Annotated in this window: 14 protein-coding genes; 12 read left to right on the top strand and 2 right to left on the bottom strand. The window is 63.5% G+C overall.

The genetic code is table 11. The features are described from left to right. Nucleotides 1-17 precede the first annotated feature (17 nt). Both FJW04_RS07955 and FJW04_RS07950 read right to left on the bottom strand, forming a co-directional pair. Nucleotides 18-1832 carry a DUF882 domain-containing protein gene (locus FJW04_RS07955; RefSeq protein WP_246673762.1) on the bottom strand — a complete coding sequence of 605 codons (1815 nt, stop codon included), beginning with the start codon at nucleotides 1830-1832 and terminating at the stop codon, nucleotides 18-20. A 398-nt stretch (nucleotides 1833-2230) separates the two neighbouring features. Next, nucleotides 2231-3772 (bottom strand): sigma-54 dependent transcriptional regulator, encoded by a 1542-nt coding sequence (locus tag FJW04_RS07950; protein WP_140713415.1) that lies wholly within the window; start codon nucleotides 3770-3772, stop codon nucleotides 2231-2233. A 191-nt stretch (nucleotides 3773-3963) separates the two neighbouring features. On the opposite strand from FJW04_RS07950, the gene FJW04_RS07945 reads away from it, so the two are divergent. The 12 genes from FJW04_RS07945 (at nucleotide 3964) to FJW04_RS07890 (ending at nucleotide 18350) form a co-directional block, all read left to right on the top strand. Continuing rightward, nucleotides 3964-5802: a M3 family oligoendopeptidase gene (locus FJW04_RS07945; protein ID WP_181172901.1), complete on the top strand. Its 1839-nt coding sequence runs from the start codon at nucleotides 3964-3966 to the stop codon at nucleotides 5800-5802. Nucleotides 5803-6159: 357 nt separating this feature from the next. Next, nucleotides 6160-6939: a proton-conducting membrane transporter gene (locus FJW04_RS07940; RefSeq protein WP_140713413.1), complete on the top strand. Its 780-nt coding sequence runs from the start codon at nucleotides 6160-6162 to the stop codon at nucleotides 6937-6939. A 174-nt stretch (nucleotides 6940-7113) separates the two neighbouring features. After that, entirely contained in the window at nucleotides 7114-8256 is a 1143-nt protein-coding gene (locus FJW04_RS07935; RefSeq protein ID WP_140713411.1) for an aminodeoxychorismate synthase component I, read from the top strand. Beyond that, entirely contained in the window at nucleotides 8205-8867 is a 663-nt protein-coding gene (locus FJW04_RS07930; protein WP_015315850.1) for an aminotransferase class IV family protein, read from the top strand. Before FJW04_RS07935 ends, FJW04_RS07930 begins: the two co-directional genes overlap by 52 nt. A gap of 18 nt (nucleotides 8868-8885) precedes the next feature. Further along, entirely contained in the window at nucleotides 8886-9815 is a 930-nt protein-coding gene (locus FJW04_RS07925; protein WP_140713409.1) for a DUF3445 domain-containing protein, read from the top strand. Between the two features lie 151 nt (nucleotides 9816-9966). Continuing rightward, on the top strand, nucleotides 9967-11412 hold the full coding sequence (locus FJW04_RS07920; RefSeq protein WP_140713407.1) for a homospermidine synthase: 1446 nt from the start codon (nucleotides 9967-9969) through the stop codon (nucleotides 11410-11412). 185 nt (nucleotides 11413-11597) lie between these two features. Further along, entirely contained in the window at nucleotides 11598-11975 is a 378-nt protein-coding gene (locus FJW04_RS07915; RefSeq protein ID WP_023770500.1) for a hypothetical protein, read from the top strand. A gap of 214 nt (nucleotides 11976-12189) precedes the next feature. Further along, entirely contained in the window at nucleotides 12190-14259 is a 2070-nt protein-coding gene (locus tag FJW04_RS07910; protein ID WP_140713405.1) for a bifunctional metallophosphatase/5'-nucleotidase, read from the top strand. Nucleotides 14260-14470: 211 nt separating this feature from the next. Further along, the gene (hemH, locus tag FJW04_RS07905; RefSeq protein WP_140713403.1) at nucleotides 14471-15535 is read left to right on the top strand and encodes a ferrochelatase; all 1065 of its coding nucleotides are present in this window, start codon (nucleotides 14471-14473) and stop codon (nucleotides 15533-15535) included. 52 nt (nucleotides 15536-15587) lie between these two features. Continuing rightward, nucleotides 15588-16799 carry an FAD-binding oxidoreductase gene (locus FJW04_RS07900; protein ID WP_140713401.1) on the top strand — a complete coding sequence of 404 codons (1212 nt, stop codon included), beginning with the start codon at nucleotides 15588-15590 and terminating at the stop codon, nucleotides 16797-16799. Between the two features lie 121 nt (nucleotides 16800-16920). Continuing rightward, complete coding sequence (locus tag FJW04_RS07895; protein WP_015315843.1) at nucleotides 16921-17871, top strand: SPFH domain-containing protein; 951 nt, start codon at nucleotides 16921-16923, stop codon at nucleotides 17869-17871. A gap of 14 nt (nucleotides 17872-17885) precedes the next feature. Further along, nucleotides 17886-18350 carry an NfeD family protein gene (locus tag FJW04_RS07890; protein ID WP_015315842.1) on the top strand — a complete coding sequence of 155 codons (465 nt, stop codon included), beginning with the start codon at nucleotides 17886-17888 and terminating at the stop codon, nucleotides 18348-18350. Nucleotides 18351-18465: the final 115 nt, after the last annotated feature.

Raw genomic sequence — 18465 nt, 5'->3', positions numbered from 1 at the left:
ATACTGCGGCCTGTTCGTTACTTCGTCTGGAAGCGGGCGACAGACAGGAACTTGACGGCGTTGCCGGTAAAGCGATTGGCGTCGGCCACCTGATTGTCCTGCTGGAAGCCGGCCGTATAGACCTCGCTCGGCGGCGTATGCACGATGTTGTAGGCGTAACCCGGCGCGGTCGTCGCACTCGAAACGGTGGCGACGTTCTCGCCGCTGGTCAGTGCCCAGCGGGCGGCCTGCGGCGCTGCGGCAACCACTACGGCCCTGGGGCCAGGCTTCTGATCGCGGACGGTGGCCCTGGCCTCCTTGCGGGTCGTCTTCACACCGGCGCCGATCGCGGCGGCCGGATCCGAACCGGCCGGCCGGCCGGCAACAGCCTGGCGCGGCGACGCCGCATCGACGCCAGACGGATCGTTGAAGGCTGAACGCGGTTCCACGGCCAGCGAGGCGAGCTGATATTCGTCGGCCGTGCCGGCCTTGGCATTGGCCTCGTCGAGCACGGCCTTGACGGCATCCGGCTTGGCCGGCTCGGGACGCGCCGTCGGCAGCACGGAGAACGCATCCGTCGCGGTCTTGCCCAGGTCAGCCGTTTCGGCCAGCGCCATCAGCACGTCTTTGTTGGGCGGCGGCGCAAGATCCGCCGGCAACGTGCGTTCGGGACGCCATGTCGGCAAGGGGATGTTGTTGACGGCGACCTGCGCCGGATCGGCGGCCGCGGCCGCGGCCAGCGCCGCCGGATCGGCCTTGCCGAAAGGCATGTTCGCCGGCGCCTGCGCGGTCGCCACGGCCTGTTCCGTGGTGGTCGTCGCATCCGCCGTGGCGAAGGGAACGTTTTCAGGCGTCTGTGCGCCGACATCGGCCTTCGGCCGAGGCGCGAAATCGGGCAGCGGGATTTCCTTGGCCGGCAGCGCCGCGATGATTGTCTCCGGCGTGTCCTTCTCCGGTTCCGGAGCCTGCTCGTCGGCAATCTGCGGAATGTCGGCGCGCTGGGCATTCTCGGGGGCCACGATGGCGATGCCAGGCAGGTTGCCGCTCTTGGCTGTCGCGGCCGGCTTCAGATTTCTAGCCTTGGGCGCGGGTGCGGCCGAAGCGGTCTCGACGTCTGCGCTGTCGTCGGCCTCGTCATCGCCACCGCCGCCGAAGAAGGCAGCGAGGAACCCGCCGGATTTCTTGCCGCTGCCGCCGGCGCTGGCCACTTCGATATTCGGTGTGCCCGAACCCTTGCGCGACTTGTAGGAGGCCAGCGCCTGTTCATAGCCGGGCAGCGGCCGGCCATCGCTCGGCACATGCAGCGTCTTGCCATTGGGGAACAGGCTGACCAGTTCCTGGCGGCTGATGCCGGGCCAGTGGCGCACATTGCCAACATCCATGTGGACGAATGGCGAACCGGAGGTCGGGTAATAGCCGACGCCACCGCCCTGCATCTTGAGGCCGATGTTGCGCAGCTTCTTTAGCGGTACGCCGGGAATGTAGAAATCCATCGCCTTGCCAAGCATATGCTGGCTCTTCTCTGCGACACCGCGGCTGCGGCTGCGCAGCATCGAATTGGTGGACGGCGAACGGTAGCCGCAGACGACCTGGATATAATCGGTGGCGCCACTTTCCCGATACGCCTCCCAGACCAGATCCAGCAGACGCGGGTCCATCTTGGTCGGCTCGTTGCGACGCCAGTCGCGCAAAATGATGTTGATCTTCCTCAGGCCTTCGGGAACGTAGCGGCCATTGCGCTTGTAGACGATCTCCGCCTTCTCATGCGTGTGAAGATGGTAGAGCTTCAGCGAACGAACTTCGGCCTGGGCGCCCGTGGCGGCCGCGGCAACAAAACCAAATGCGACAATCACCGCCGCCAACCATCTCGGCCAGACGCTCAAATGATAGTGCCGCCCGTTTGTGAGTCGTTCGATTCTGTTCAAATCAAAAGGCCTTGCAGGCTGCCGTTTGTCCCCGGATTTGCCCAAACGGACGTGTCGTTTTCACATCCGAATATCGATCCTAATGGTTAATCATCGCTTATTGAAGCCAAAATGCGGTAAGACCATGGCGATATCCCGTCAAAAATTGTCCGCAAGGTTTCTTGGTAAACCGCTGATTTAGATCAGGATTCCAGCTTGGGCCGAACACGATCTGTTACCGCCGGCCTCAATGCGTGAACAATACCCCGTCGAGCGCCGCCATTGTCCGGCGACGGCGCTCTGTCGAACCATATAATAACGAGGGAAACTGGTGCCTGCCTTGCGGCTCAGGAAGCAAGCCTGTCGACGCGGCCGGTTTCCGGGTCGATGCCGTATTCCTTGAGCTTGCGGTAAAGCGTCGAGCGACCGATGCCGAGCCGGCGGGCGACCTCGCTCATCTGGCCATTGTAGTGATCGATGGCGAGCTTGATCATTTCGAGCTCGACATCGGCCAGCGCACGCACATTGCCGCGCTCGTCGAGCGCCCGCAGCGTGCCGAAGCGGGCCTGGACCCCGGCCGGCAGCACAGCCGCCGGAGCGGTCTCGTCGGGCACAACGTCCTCGTCGCGCGGCTCCAGCGACGGCGGCGGCGCAACGTTGCTTGCTTCCAACGTGTCGTCCGCGTCGAGATTGACGGTGCCTTCCACCTGCGCGCGGATCTGCGGGAAGTCATCGGCGGTCAACACATCGCCTTCGCACAGCACCGAGGCGCGGAAGACGGCGTTTTCGAGCTGCCGGATGTTGCCGGGCCAGTCATAAGCCTGCAGCACCGCAAGTGCTGCCGCCGAAATGCCTTTCAGCCGGTGGCGCGGGTCGGCCGGCGCCACCTTCTCCATGAAATGCGTGACCAGATGAGGAATGTCGTCGCGGCGGTCGCGCAAAGGCGGCACGAAGATCGGGTAGACGTTCAGCCGGTAGAACAGATCCTCGCGGAATTTGCCGTCCTTGACCTGTTGCAGGAGGTTGCGGTGCGTCGCCGAAATCAGCCGGATGTCGACCTTGACGGTCGAGCGGCCGCCGACCGGATCGACCTCGCCTTCCTGGACGGCGCGCAGCAGCTTGACCTGGACGTCGAGCGGCAGGTCGCCGATCTCGTCGAGGAACAGCGTGCCGGAATGCGCCTCGACGAATTTGCCGGTGTGCCTGTCGGTGGCGCCGGTGAATGAGCCTTTCTCATGGCCGAACAGGATGGATTCCACCAGATTGTCGGGAATGGCGCCGCAATTGACGGTGACGAAGGGTTTCGAGCGGCGGTCGCCGCTGCCCTGGATGGCACGCGCCACCAGTTCCTTGCCGACGCCCGACTCGCCCTCGATCAGGATCGGGATGTGAGAGGCCGCCGCTTTCTGGCCGAGACGTATCACCCGGTCCATGGCCGGACTATGGGTGATCATGTCCCTGAAGGTCAGCAGCCCGCCGCGTTTGCGCGACGTGCGCTTGACCTCGCCCTCTACCGCCTCGACCTTGAGCGCATTGGAGATCGAGGCCTGCAGCCTGTCGGGCGAAGCCGGCTTGACGACGAAATCGAAAGCGCCGTGGCGCATCGCCGAAACCACGGTTTCGATGCCGCCCTGCGCGGTCTGCACGATGACCGGCACGCTGATGTCGCGCTCGCGCATCGCCTTCAGCACGCCGATGCCGTCGAGACCGGGCATGACCAGGTCGAGGATCACGACCGAGACATCGCGGGCGCCAGGCCCGTCGAGAACTTCGAGGCCGGCGGTACCGCCATCCACAACGATCGCGGTATGGCCGAACCGCGTCACCGCGGCCTCGAGCAGCCGGCGCTGCACGGGATCGTCATCGACTATGAGTATGGAACCTGTCATGACTGTCTTGCTTCGCCCGCGCCCGAAAACCCCATGGATCATCTTGGCACAGGGTTCTAAATAAGGTTTCAAAAAACCCGGTGAACGAATTCCTTAGGATTTGACCGGCTTCTCCATTCCCGTTGAGTCCGGCTCCGTGATTGCGGCCACGTGATTCAACCCAGGCCATTTGATTCAAAGAAGGTATCTCGATGCGCATGATGTTTGATCGGCGGATTGCAGCGCCAGCGTCCGGTCAGGGCGCTGCCGGGCTTGGCGATCTGCCGGAATGGAACCTCGCCGACCTTTATGCCGGCATGGAGGCGCCGGAACTGAAGCGTGACATTGCCAAGGCGGCCGCCGACGCCGTCGCATTCGAGGCCCGCTGGAAAGGCACGCTCGCCGCCGAGGCCGGGCGCGGCAGTACCGGCAGGCTGGGCGAGGCACTGGCCGCATACGAGGCGCTCGAGGAACTGATCGGCCGTATCGTCTCCTATGCCGGCCTCGTCTACGCCGGCAATACCGCCGATCCGCAGCGCGCCAAGCTCTATGGCGACATCCAGGAGAAGATGACCGACGCCAGCGCGCATCTGTTGTTCTTCGCGCTCGAGCTGAACCTGATCGACGATGCGGCGATCGAGGGCGCGCTGGCCGCCGATCCCGCCTTCGGGCATTACCGCCCGTGGGTGCTCGATCTCAGAATGGACAAGCCCTATCAGCTCGAGGACCGTGTCGAGCAGCTTTTCCACGAGAAATCGATAACCGGGCGCGGCGCCTGGAACCGCCTGTTCGACGAGACGATGACCGATCTTCGCTTCGATATCGACGGCGAGGAACTGACCCTGGAGCCGGCCCTCAATCGCTTGCAGGATGCCGACGGCGAGGTCCGCCGCCGCGCCTCGGAGGCGTTGGCCACGACCTTCCGCAAGAACCTGCGCACCTTCACGCTGATCACCAACACGCTTGCCAAGGACAAGGAAATTTCGGACCGCTGGCGCGGCTTCGAGGACATTGCCGATTCACGCCACCTCGCCAACCGCGTCGAACGCGGCGTGGTCGATGCGCTCGCCACCGCCGTGCGCGAGGCCTATCCGCGCCTGTCGCACCGCTATTATGCGATGAAGGCGCGCTGGCTCGGCATGGAGGTGATGAACCACTGGGACCGCAACGCGCCCTTGCCGGAGACGCCGCAGGCGGTGATCGGCTGGGATGAGGCCAGGAACACGGTCCTGTCGGCCTATCACCGCTTCTCGCCCGAGATGGCCGAGATCGCGCGCACCTTCTTCGACCGCAACTGGATCGACGCGCCGGTGCGTCCGGGCAAGTCGCCGGGCGCCTTCGCACATCCGACCGTACCCTCGGCTCACCCCTATGTGCTGCTCAACTACATGGGCAAGCCGCGCGACGTGATGACGCTGGCGCATGAACTTGGGCACGGCGTGCATCAGGTGCTGGCCGCCGGCCAGGGCGCGCTGATGGCCTCGACGCCGCTGACGCTGGCCGAGACGGCATCCGTCTTCGGCGAGATGCTGACCTTCCGCTCGCTGCTCGAGCGGACCACCGACCGGCGCGAGCGCAAGGCCATGCTCGCCCAGAAGGTCGAGGACATGATCAACACCGTGGTGCGCCAGGTCGCCTTCTATGAATTCGAGCGCAAGGTGCATGCCGAGCGTCGCAACGGCGAATTGACATCCGACAGGCTGGGCGAGTTCTGGCTGGAGGTGCAGGCCGAAAGCCTCGGACCGGCGATCAAGTTGCGCGAGGGCTACGAGGTGTTCTGGACCTACATTCCGCACTTCATCCACTCGCCCTTCTACGTCTATGCCTATGCGTTCGGCGACTGCCTGGTGAACTCGCTCTATGCCGTCTACCAGAATGCCGAACGCGGCTTTCAGGACAAATATTTCGAGATGCTGCGTGCCGGCGGCACCAAGCATCATTCGCAGCTTCTGGCGCCCTTCGGCCTCGACGCCACCGATCCGGCCTTCTGGCAGATCGGGCTCGGCGTCATCGGCGGTCTGATTGACGAACTGGAAACGCTCGACGATTGAGACGCCTCTCGCCCGGCAAGAACAGTTTAGCCGGAATGCATGTTCGGGCCGCACTTTTCTTGCCCTAAATATTTGTTCTTGAAGAACTCTACATCGACGTTTTCCCATAGCTTTCCGCAAGCTCTATGGTAGCTTTCCGTTTAAGCTCAGCCGGAGCGCATGCGGATCGGCGAGGGAAATCTCAGCCGGCCGTGGCGATCAGGCGAACGCGACAACGGCCGTTGGCCATGGGCAGGCAAAGCCGATCGCCGACAGCTTGACCGAAGCCGGCTGTTCCGCGAACCGCGGAACCATCACCGAGTAGTCCTGCGCCGAAGGCCATGACCCACGGCAGACGGATCTGACTGGAGAGAGACAATGGGCACTTTTTTCTACGTGGTCCTGGCGTTGTTGGTAGGCGTGTTGGTCGGCTGGTTCATCTGGGGGCGCCTGCGCGGTGAGCTCGACAGTCTTCGCGGCGACCTCGATCGCACCCGCAGCGAGCGCGACAAGCTGCGCGCCGACAGCGACCGCCTGACCGGCGAACTCAGTGCATGCGGCAAGAGCCGCTCCGACCTCGAGCGTCAGCTGCGCGAGGCCCAGGCCTCGTCGGGCACCGGCGGAGCAAAGGCGTCAAGTCAGCCACCGGCAGCCCTGATGTCGACGCCAGCCGTTGCAAAATCCGGCGCGGCGGCAGCCAAGCCAGCCGCCGCGAAGGCGGCCCCGGCAAAGGCAGCACCGAAGCCCGCGGCCGCCAAACTCGCAACTGCTTCGGCACCGGCAGCCATGGCTTCGCAGAGCAAGGCTCCGGCGACCAAGGCTCCGGCGAAGACTTCGACCGTGCCCAAGGCAGCACCCGCTGCAAAGAAGACCGCACCGGCAGCGGCCAAGCCGGCGTCGGGCAAGCCCGACAATCTGCGCCGGTTGATCGGCATCGGCCCAGTCAACGAAAAGCTGCTCAAGGCGCAAGGCGTGACCACATACGTCCAGATCGCCGGCTGGACACCAGCCGACATCAAGCGGATCGAGGAGGTGATGAACTTCGACGGCCGCATCGCGCGCGAACGCTGGATCGAGCAGGCCAAGCTGCTCGCCGCTGGCAACGAGGCCGAATTCGCCAAGCAGTTTCCGACGGCCGGAACCGCCAGCAATACCTGAACGACGGATACAGAGGCCATGCGACCGGCGGCGCCAAGGGCGCCGCCGCTTTCTTTTGTCGGCAAGGTTCGATCCGGCAAAGGTCGGCTTTGAGGGACAGGGTGCCGTTCCCTCGATTGCGCGCGCCCGGCCCCCTATATAGAGCGATCGTCAGCTCCATCGATCCCGGTTCCCATGTCCCTGCCCGCAGCAATTTTCCGCAACGACGAAAGCGCGCGCCAGCTCGTTTTCAAGCGGCCGGCCGATGTCATCGTTGCGCATGAGCCCAAAGACTTCCCGGCGGCGTTGCAAGCGGCGCAGGCCGCGCACGATGCCGGCAAATGGCTGGCCGGCTATTTCTCCTACGAGGCCGGTTACCTGCTCGAACCGAAACTCGTTCCCTTGCTGCCGGGCCGGCGCCGGGCCCCGCTGGTCTGCCTCGGGGTCTTCGATGCTCCTGATGAAGAAGCGGTGCCGCCGCTAGGCACGCCGACCAACGGCCCGATCTTCGACGCAAGGGCAACGTGGTCGTTCGAGGACTACGAGAAGCGGTTCTCGCGGTTGCATCGGCACATCAGGCAAGGCGATTGCTACCAGGGCAACCTGACCTTTCCGGTGCACGCGCAATGGTCCGGCGATCCGCTCGCCGCCTTCGACGCGCTGACCGAACGCCAGCCCGTGAAATATGGCGCCCTGATCGCGCTGGGCGACCCGATCGTCCTGTCGCGCTCGCCCGAACTGTTCTTCGAGATCGATGCGGCGGGGATGATCGAGACGCATCCGATGAAGGGTACCGCACCGCGCGGCGCAACCGGGGACGAGGACGAGCGGCAGAAGAATTTCCTGCGCAATGACGAGAAGAACCAGGCCGAGAACCGGATGATCGTCGACCTCCTGCGCAACGACATATCGCTGATCAGCGAGGTCGGCACGCTGGAGGTGCCGGAACTGTTCCGCATCGAGACCTACCCGACCGTGCACCAGATGGTGAGCGACGTCAGGGCCAAGCTGCTGCCCGGCCTCTCGATACGACAGGTATTCGCGGCGCTGTTTCCCTGCGGCTCGATCACCGGCGCGCCGAAGATTCGCGCCATGGAGATCCTGCACGATCTGGAGGCCACGCCGCGCGATGTCTATTGCGGCGCCATTGGCTGGATCGCGCCCGGCGGCACGATGCGCTTTTCCGTGGCGATCCGCACCATCTCGCTCTTTGCCAGCGGCGAGGCCGTCTACAATGTCGGCGGCGGCATCGTCTTCGATTCGGTCGCGGAAGAGGAGTATCAGGAGTGTTTGCTCAAAGCCCGTTTCGCGACGGGGACACCGCCGGTTTCGAGCTGATCGAGACCATGCGCTGGGAGCCCGCCTCGGGCTTCCTGCGCCTCGATCGCCATCTTGCGCGCCTTTATGGCTCGGCGGCGGAACTGGGCTTCAGCTATGATCCGCAAAGGGTTGGCGAGGCCCTGAGCGACGCGGTCGATCGATCGCCCGTCGCCATGCGCACGCGGCTCGCCCTGTCGCGCAATGGCCAGGCCAACGCCTCGGCGCAGCCCTATGAACCGCTTGCCGCCGACAAGGTGTGGGCACTGCGGCTGGCGCGGACGAGGCTCGATTCGAGCAACATGCTGCTGCGCCACAAGACCAGCCGGCGGCAGCTCTATACCCAGGCCCGCTCCGAATACCTCGTCACCCAGGCCGATGAGGTGCTGCTGGCCAATGAGCGCGGCGAGATCTGCGAAGGCACGATCACCAATGTCTTCGCCGATTTCGGCGACGGCGTGCTGGCAACGCCCCGGCTCGATTGCGGCCTGCTGCCTGGCGTACTGCGCGGCGCGCTTCTGGATGAAGGCCGCGCCGGTGAAGCGATCTACAGCTTGAATGACCTGAAATCCGCCAAGGCGCTGTTCGTCGGCAATTCGCTGCGCGGGCTGATCCCGGCCAAACTAATCTGAAGTCAACTGATCTGAGGCATGACGTCCCTACCCGCCCACACGCCGTATGACGGCTCGTCGAAACTCTTCACCATCGGGCTGAAGCCGCTCGACCCTGCGGACTGGATCGAGGTAGACGGCCATTTGCTGCCCTACCTCGCTAAAAAGCGCCGGCTCTATGCCGAAATCCCTGAACGCGTCTTCGTCGAGCAGGACGGTACGCTTGACGCCCAGCAGGAAGTGCTCGAACTGCTCGGCGCTTACCTGCCGGAAAGATTTCCCGACACCCACCGGCGCAGCGATGCGGGCGTTGCGGTCGTGGGTGCGACGAGCCGTCCCACGATCCCCTCCAGCCTCGCCGGCGCCCCCCTCGTCGCGGCCTCGCTGCTGGTCCAGGAGGACCTGATCCTCATGCGGCGGGGCGAAGACGGCTGGCGGCTCGCCGCGGGTTCGCTGTGCTTTCCCTCGTCCTGGTCGCTTGTCGAAAAATTCGGCAAGCCGCTGCAGCAGATCCACGAGCCGGTGCCGGGCTTCGGCCCAGGCACAAGGCCGGCCGATCTGATCAACCGGATGTTCGATGGCCTGCAGGGCCAGGCCGTCGAACGTTACAATTGGTCAATCCAATCAGGCGATGCACTCTACCATCCGCTGTCCAATATCGAGCGCATCGACCGCGCCACCAGCCGGCCGACGCGTTTCCCCGACGGTGACGTGAAGACGCACGCCTTCATCCGGGTCGAGCGCCAGACGCTGCGCAAACTGCCCGCCTCACGCGACATCCTGTTCACCATCCGCATCCATCTCGACTCGCTCGCCGTGCTGGCGCGGCACCCGGACCGGGCGACGCTGGCAGCGTCCTTTGCCGCGCAGCTCGAAGCACTCGATGTCGCCCAGCTCGACTACAAGGGCCTGACATCGGATCGCGATCGGCTGATCGCTGTCCTTAACCAAATGGCCAAGGACGCGTAGTCGCTGGTTGGCGCTTTTCGCTGGTTTGTGACAATGATCTGTGATGTAGCGCATGGCCGTTGGGCGAAAATGCCGGGCTTTTGCACGCAGTTGCCCAGCTTTTGAACGCAGTTGCCCGCTTTTGGACGTAGTTGAAGGAGTGCTCGATAAAATGGCGAACGAAAACTGGCCCGTTTACGGTGAGATCACCGGCCCCGTGGTGATGATCGGCTTCGGCTCGATCGGACGCGGAACGTTGCCGCTCATCGAGCGCCATTTCAAGTTCGACAAGTCGCGCATGACAGTCCTCGACCCGCGCGATACCGATCGCAAGCTGCTCGACGAGCGCGGCATCGCCTTCGTCCAGGAAGCGGTGACCGAGAAGAACTACAAGAAGCTTTTGACGCCGCTTCTGACCAATCGCGGTGGCCAGGGCTTCTGCGTCAACCTGTCGGTCGATACCGGCTCGGTGGACCTGATGCGGCTCTGCCGCAAGCTCGGCGTGCTCTATATCGACACCGTCGTCGAGCCTTGGCTTGGCTTCTATTTCGACGCCAAGGCCGACAACGCCAGCCGCACCAACTATGCGTTGCGCGAGGCGCTGATCAAGGAAAAGCACGACAAGCCGGGCGGCGCCACTGCGATATCCACCTGCGGTGCCAATCCCGGCATGGTGTCGTGGTTCGTCAAGCAGGCGCTGGTCAACCTCGCCACCGATCTTGGCATGGAATTCTCCGAGCCATCGCAGGACGACCGCGAGGGCTGGGCCAAGCTGATGAAGAAGGCCGGCGTCAAGGGCATCCACATTGCCGAGCGCGACACGCAACGCACCAAGAAGCCCAAGCCGATGGATGTGTTCTGGAACACCTGGTCGGTCGAGGGCTTCATCTCCGAGGGGTTGCAGCCGGCCGAGCTCGGCTGGGGCACGCATGAGACCTGGATGCCCAAGAACGGCAAGAAGCACAAGCATGGCTCCAAGGCCGCGATCTACCTGGAGCAGCCCGGCGCCAACACCCGCGTGCGCTCCTGGTGCCCGACGCCGGGACCGCAATATGGCCTGCTGGTGACGCACAACGAGGCGATCTCGATCGCCGATTTCTTCACAGTGCGCTCCAAGAAGGGCAAGGTGCAATACCGCCCGACCTGCCACTACGCCTACCATCCCTGCAACGATGCGATGCTGTCGCTGGACGAGATGTTCGGGGCCGCCGGCAAGCCGCAGCCGGTGCACCACGTGCTCGACGAGAACGAACTGGTCGACGGTGTCGACGAACTCGGCGTCCTGCTCTACGGCCATGACAAGAATGCCTACTGGTATGGTTCGCAGCTGTCACTCGCCGAAGCGCGCAAGCTGGCCCCCTACCAGAACGCCACTGGCATGCAGGTCACCTCGGCTGTCCTGGCCGGCATGGTCTGGGCACTGGAGAATCCCGCCGCCGGCATCGTCGAGGCCGACGAGATGGATTACAAACGCTGCCTGGACGTGCAGTCGCCCTATCTCGGACCGGTCAAGGGCTATTATACCGACTGGACGCCGCTCGACAGACGCCCGGGTCTCTTCCCGGAGGACCTCGACCGCAGCGACCCGTGGCAATTCCGCAACATCCTCGTCCGATAGCACCACCCGGACCATGCTCCATTGCCTTGCAATCGCCCGGAAATCGGGCGATTGAAGGGAGGCGGCCTGGGGTGGCGATGTGCGTCCGTTGAACGCTTAAAGCATACCCCGGCACTTTGGACGTTCGCGTCAATTCCCAGAAATCGGCCCGATTTCTGGGACGACGCGTTTGGAGAGGATTTCATATGACGATTGCGCGCAAAGTTCTTTCGACAGGCCTGGCGGGCGCCCTTGCCTCGATGCTTGCTGCCTGTGCCACCAGCGGCCCAGATACGCCGCCCATGGCCGCCGCCCCGAAAGGGGTCGAAGGTTCCTGGATCGATGCCAAGGGCACCGGCCTGTCGACCTTCACCGGCGGCACCTTCACGACCGTCGCCACCGACACGGGACAGAAGCTTGCCGATGGCAGCTACACGATGACCGGCGCCACGTCGGTGCAGATCAACGGCACCTCGCTGATCCGCCAAACCCCGGTAAGCTTCAATTGCCTGATGGTGTCGACCAGCCAGCTCAACTGCACCAGCTCCGCCGGCCAGAATTTCGTGCTGACGCGGCGCACCTGAACTCGGCGAACATTCCAGTCACATAAGACGGCGGCCCCTCGGCCGCCGTTCTTTTTTTGTGCCGGCAAATACCCCGGGTTTCGCGCCTGGAGATACCGCCGCATTTCCCCTTGCGTCGGCCCGGACGCGATGGGAACATGATCGAAACGCTGGCTGTAATACCCAGTCAAGCAAGGGCGCCAGACGCCTCTGATCAGCCTACCGGGAGACGAAGATGAAGAAGCTTGCCGCCATTGCCGCCCTTTCCGCGTCGACGCTTGGCCTGTCGGCCGGCGCAACCTTTGCCGACTACACACTGAACATCCTGCACATCAATGACTGGCACAGCCGCATCGAAGGCAACAACAAATACGAATCGACCTGCTCGGCCGAGGAGGAGACCAAGGGCGAATGCATCGGCGGCGCCGGCCGACTGATCACCGCCATTGCCCAGGAACGCAAGAAGCTGGAAGGCCAGAACGTGTTGCTGCTCAGTGCCGGCGACAATTTCCAGGGTTCGCTGTTCTACACGACTTACAAGGGCAAGGTCGAAGGCGAGTTCCTCAATGACATGAAGTTCGACGCCATGGCACTCGGCAACCATGAATTCGACGACGGCGAGGCGGCGCTGGCGCCGTTCCTCGACATGATCAAGTTCCCTGTGCTCGGCGCCAACGTCAAGGCCAACGCGCAGTCCAAGCTCGGCGACCGCGTCAAGCCGTCTGTTGTCGTCGAGGTCGGCGGCCAGAAGATCGGCATCATCGGCGCCGTCACCAACGACACGCCCGAACTCGCCTCCCCCGGCCCCAACATCAAAATCGAGGACGATGTCAAGTCGATCACGGCCGAGGTCGAGAAACTCAAGGGAGAAGGCGTCAACAAGATCATCGCCGTGACCCATATCGGCTACAACAGGGAGCGCGACGTCATTGCCAAGATCCCTGGCATCGACATCGTGGTCGGCGGCCACAGCCACACGCTTCTGTCCAATACCGATCCGAAGGCGGCTGGTCCCTACCCGACCATGGTCGACAACCCCGGCGGCTACAAGGTGCCGGTGGTGCAGGCGGCGTCCTATTCGAAATATCTCGGCGAGTTCAAGGTGGTTTTCGACGACAATGGCGTCGTCAAATCGGCAAGCGGCGACCCGATCTATCTCGACAAGTCGATCACACCGGACCCGGCCGTGCTCGTCCGCATCAAGGAGCTTGGCGCGCCGATCGAGGCCTTGAAGAACAAGGAAGTGGCCGAGACCACCGACGTCATCGACGGCAGCCGCGAAAGCTGCCGCGCCAAGGAATGTGCGATGGGCAATCTCGTCTCCGACGCCATCCTCGACCGCGTCAAGGGACAGGGCGTCGAGATCGTCATCTCAAATGGCGGCGGCCTGCGCGCCTCCATCGACAAGGGCACCGTCACCATGGGCGAGGTGCTGACCGTGCTGCCGTTTCAGAACACGCTGGCGACCTTCCAGATTTCCGGCAAGGACCTGGTCGCCGGCCTCGAAGGCGGGCTCAGCCAGATCGAGGACGGCGCCGGCCGCTTCCCGCAGGTGGCGGGCCTCAAATATTCCTTCGACAGATCGGTCGCGCCCAATGCCGGCCGCGTCAAGTCGGTGGAGGTGATGGAAAACGGCGCCTGGACGCCGATAAGTCCGACCAAGGACTATTTGGTCGCCACCAACAACTATGTCCGCCAGGGCGGCGATGGCTACAAGGTCTTCGCCGAAAAGGCCAAGAACGCCTATGATTACGGCCCTGGCCTCGAACAGGTCATGGCCGACTATCTCGGCGCGCACCGGCCCTATACGCCGAAGCTCGACGGCCGCATCACCGAGATCGCAGCGACGACAGCGGCAGCTCCCGCCGCCGAACCAGCAAAGCCGGCGGAGACCGCACCGGCAGCGCCGGCACCGGCCGAGGCTGCCAAACCGGCTGCACCGGCAATGCCGGAATTGCCTGCCAACTCAGGCGATATCGCCAACACGCCGCCAGCCATATCGACGGAAAACGCGCCTGCACCACCGGCCCCGCCGGCACCTGCCGAACCGGCGAAGCCTGCCGAGACCACTCCCGCGCCGGCCACTCCTGCGCCTGCGACGCCCGCGCCCGCCGAGCCGGCAAAGCCCGCTGAAGCCACACCAGCCACCGGCAATCATGTCGTCGTGACCGGCGATACCTACTGGGATCTGGCGAAGAAGGCCTATGGCGATGCGACCAAGTGGAAGCTCATCTATGAGGCGAACAAGGGCCAAAGGCCGCATCGGCTTATGCCGGGCGCGACACTGACCATCCCGGCGAAGTAATTTCGTCCAGCTCCGCCACATCGCCCGCCCGGGGAACCGGGCGGGTTTATATCTCCATGGCCTGATGCATGTCGCCCGGAGGTGTCCTCGGTTATCAGAAGCTTACGGCAGGTCGGGCTAATCCTATCCGCCGCGACATGCTGCAAGGTGCGGCCAGACGCGGCATTGAAAGCTCCTGCAGGATGGTTAGGTTCACGTCTCGGAGACCCATATGCCGCTTTCCACTATTGTCGATCCCAAAGCCGCGAAAGCCCCTGGCCCACGACCGGTCGAGCATCCCCCCGTCAAGACCGGCAAGATAGGGGTCATGCTGGTCAACCTTGGAACACCCGACGGCACCGAGTTCAGGCCGATGTGGCGTTATCTCAGGGAGTTCCTGTCTGATCCACGCGTTATCGAACTCAACAAGGCGATCTGGTATCCCATCCTCTATGGACTGGTGCTGACCACGCGACCGAAGAAGTCGGGCGCCAACTACGCCAGGATCTGGAACCGGGAGAAGAACGAGTCGCCTTTGCGAACCTATACCCGCGCACAAGGTGAAAAACTGGCCGAGGCGCTACGCGATCTGCCCAACGTGGTCGTCGACTGGGCGATGCGCTACGGCAACCCTTCGACGTCGAGCGTCGCCGAAAGGCTGGTCGCACAAGGCTGCGATCGCATCCTGAGCTTTCCACTCTATCCGCAATATTCGGCGACGACGACCGCCACCGCCAACGACCAGCTGTTTCGCGCCTTGATGAAGATGCGGGCAGCACCTGCCGTCCGCAGCGTGCCGCCCTATTATGATGAGCCAGTCTACATCGAGGCCCTAGCCAGTTCGATCGAACGGCACCTGGCGACCCTGGATTTCCAGCCCGAGGTGGTCATCGCCTCCTATCACGGCATTCCAAAACCCTATTTTGAGAAGGGCGATCCCTATCATTGCCATTGCCTGAAGACGACGCGGCTGCTGCGCGACAGGCTCGGCTGGGACGAAAGAAAACTGATCACCACCTTCCAATCACGCTTCGGGGCGCAAGAATGGCTGCAGCCCTACACCGACAAGACTGTGGAGAAACTGGCCAAGGACGGCGTCAAGTCGATCGCCATCGTCAATCCGGGGTTTTCAGTCGACTGCATCGAGACGCTGGATGAGATTGGCCGCGAAGCGGCCGAGACCTTCCACCATGCCGGCGGCAAGAACTTCGCCCACATACCATGCCTGAATGACAGCCCTGAAGGCATGGCGGTGATCGAAGCGATGGTACGGCGCGAGCTGTCAGGCTGGGCTTGATGCCGGAACAACACCAGCTCCGGAGCGTTGAGCAGCGCCTCCGGAGAACTCAATGCTCCGCAAACTTGACCTCAGCACTGGCCGGCCCGTCTGGTCCGCCTATCGGGCGCCCGCGGTACCGACTGGCAGTCTGACCCGGGACGTCAAGACCGATGTGCTTATCGTCGGCATGGGCATCAGCGGCGCCATGATGGCCGAGGCGCTGACAGCCGGCGCTCACGCCGTGATCTGCATCGACCGGCGTGGGCCGCTGAAAGGATCGACGGCGGCAACAACCGCGCTTGTGCAATTCGAGATCGACCAGCCGCTTTCAACGCTCTCGAGGATGATCGGCAAGGGCCAGGCACGGCAGGCCTGGCGACGCTCCCGGCTAGCCGTTTCCAACCTTGCCGCCCGCATCGCCGAACTCGGCATCAACTGCGGCATAAGCCGCACCCAATCGCTTTATCTGGCTGGCCCCGTGCTCGGCCCATCGGAACTCCGGGACGAAGCCGAGGCGCGGCAGATGGCCGGCATCGGCGCGACCTATCTTACATCGGCGCCATTGGCCGGAGCATTCGGCATCGATCGGGGTGGCGCCATCCTGAGCCATGGCAACATCGCGCTCGACCCTCGCAAGCTGACGGCAGGGCTGCTGCTCAAGGCGCTGGAGCGCAAGGCACGTTTATACGCTCCCGTCGAAGCGACGGCGATCGAGGACAGCGCCTATGAGGTGGTGGTGGCAACCACGGACGGCCCCACCATCACGGCACGGCATGTTGTCCTGGCCACCGGTTACGAGCTGATCGACATCGTGCCGGCGGCCGCTCACCGGGTCATCTCGACATGGGCGATTGCGACATGTCCGCAACCACGGAAGCTCTGGCCGGGCGCGGCGTTCATCTGGGAGGCGTCGGATCCCTACCTCTATGTCAGGGCAACCGCCGATGGCCGGGTCATCTGCGGCGGCGAGGACGAGGAATTCCTTGACGAGACGCGGCGCGATAAGCTGATAGCCGACAAAAGCGCCCGCATTGCCGCAAAACTCGACCTGATGTTTCCGCACCTCGACACCCGGCCCGACTTTGCCTGGACCGGCTCCTTCGGCACCACGACCACTGGCCTCCCCTACATCGGCGCCATTCCCAGGCACCCGCGCATCCATGCCGTGATGGGTTATGGCGGCAACGGCATTACCTTCTCGCGCATCGCCGCCGAGATCATCTCTGCTTCGATCGGCGGGCTTGAAGACACGGATGCAAACCTGTTTGCCTTCAACCGCTGAGTGCATACCCACAAACAATCCCTCATCACCTGATTGTAACGTTCCTGAAACACACTTAAGTCTTTGGTGAAGCCGGTTGCGCGGGAATGGCTCGCGCGGCCTGCCCATGAGGGAGGGCCAAATGGATTTCAGTGGTTTCGATATTGCGGTCGTTGTTCTGGTGGCGCTTGTCGTACTGGTGCTGTTCAAGGGCATCAAGACAATCCCACAAGGATACAACTATACCGTCGAACGCTTTGGTCGTTACACCAAGACACTGAGCCCCGGCCTGAACCTCATCTTTCCGTTCGTCGATCGCATCGGCGCCAAGATGAATATGATGGAACAGGTGCTCGACGTTCCGAGCCAGGAGATCATCACCCGCGACAATGCCATTGTCGGTGTCGACGGCATCGCTTTCTACCAGATCCTCAATGCGGCACAGGCCGCCTATCAGGTTGCCGGCCTGCAGAACGCCATCCTCAACCTGACGATGACCAACATCCGTACCGTTATGGGTTCGATGGACCTCGATGAGCTGTTGTCGAACCGCGACGCCATCAACGAGCGCCTGCTGCGCGTCGTCGACGAGGCCGCGCATCCTTGGGGCATCAAGATCACCCGCGTCGAGATCAAGGATATCAACCCGCCCGCCAACCTGATCGAATCGATGGGCCGCCAGATGACCGCCGAGCGCAACAAGCGCGCGCAGATCCTGGCCGCCGAGGGCCTCAAGCAGTCGCAGATCCTCGAAGCGGAGGGCCGCAAGGAAGCCGCCTTCCGCGACGCCGAGGCGCGCGAACGCTCCGCCGAAGCGGAAGCCCGCGCCACCCAGGTGGTGTCGGAAGCGATCTCCAAGGGCGACGTCCAGGCACTGAACTACTTCGTCGCCCAGAAATACACCGAGGCGCTGGGCAAGATCGGCACCGCCACCAACAGCAAGATCGTGCTGATGCCTTTCGAGGCATCGTCGCTGATCGGCTCGCTCGGGGGTATCGGCGAAATCGCCAAGGAAGTCTTTCGCAGCGAAGGCACGACCGGCGCGCAAAGGCAGGCGGCACGTCCGCCTGTCGTCAGGCCCTCCGACAACTGAGATAGGCCACTCTCATGATCGACCGCATCGTTTCTGAACTCGGGCCGTGGAACTGGATGGTTCTGGGCTTCGTGCTGCTGGTGGTAGAGGTCATCGCACCGGGTTTCTTCATGCTTTGGATCGGCATCGCCGCTCTGATCGTCGGCGCGGTGTCGCTGCTGATCTGGGATGTCGCCATCTGGACATGGCAGGTCCAGGTGCTGCTATTCCTCGTGCTGTCGCTGGTTTCAGCCTTTGTCGGCAAGAAACTCATGGGCGGACACGACCAGCCAACCGATCAGCCGCTGCTCAATCGCCGTGGCGCCCAGATGGTCGGCAGGATGGCGACGCTCGCCGAACCGATCCGCGACGGCCGTGGCCGCATCAAGCTCGGCGACACGCTGTGGCGTGTCTCCGGCCCCGATCTGCCCGCCGGCACTCAGGTTCGTGTGACAAGCGCCGCGGACACGGATCTGGAACTGACGGTGGAGCGGGTCTGAATTCCAGCGAGTGCCAACGCGCTAAAGTATTGAGATTCAGGTCAGGCCAAGTCGTGAACGATGGGTTTCGGGTCGCTCTTGCGACGAGCAGGGCGGACATTAAGTCCGTGCGCTC

The organism is Mesorhizobium sp. B2-7-3 (assembly GCF_006440715.1).
Classification (GTDB): Bacteria; Pseudomonadota; Alphaproteobacteria; order Rhizobiales; family Rhizobiaceae; genus Mesorhizobium; species Mesorhizobium australicum.
Note: the sequence above shows the minus strand (reverse complement) of the source record. Positions and strands in the feature narration are given on the sequence as shown.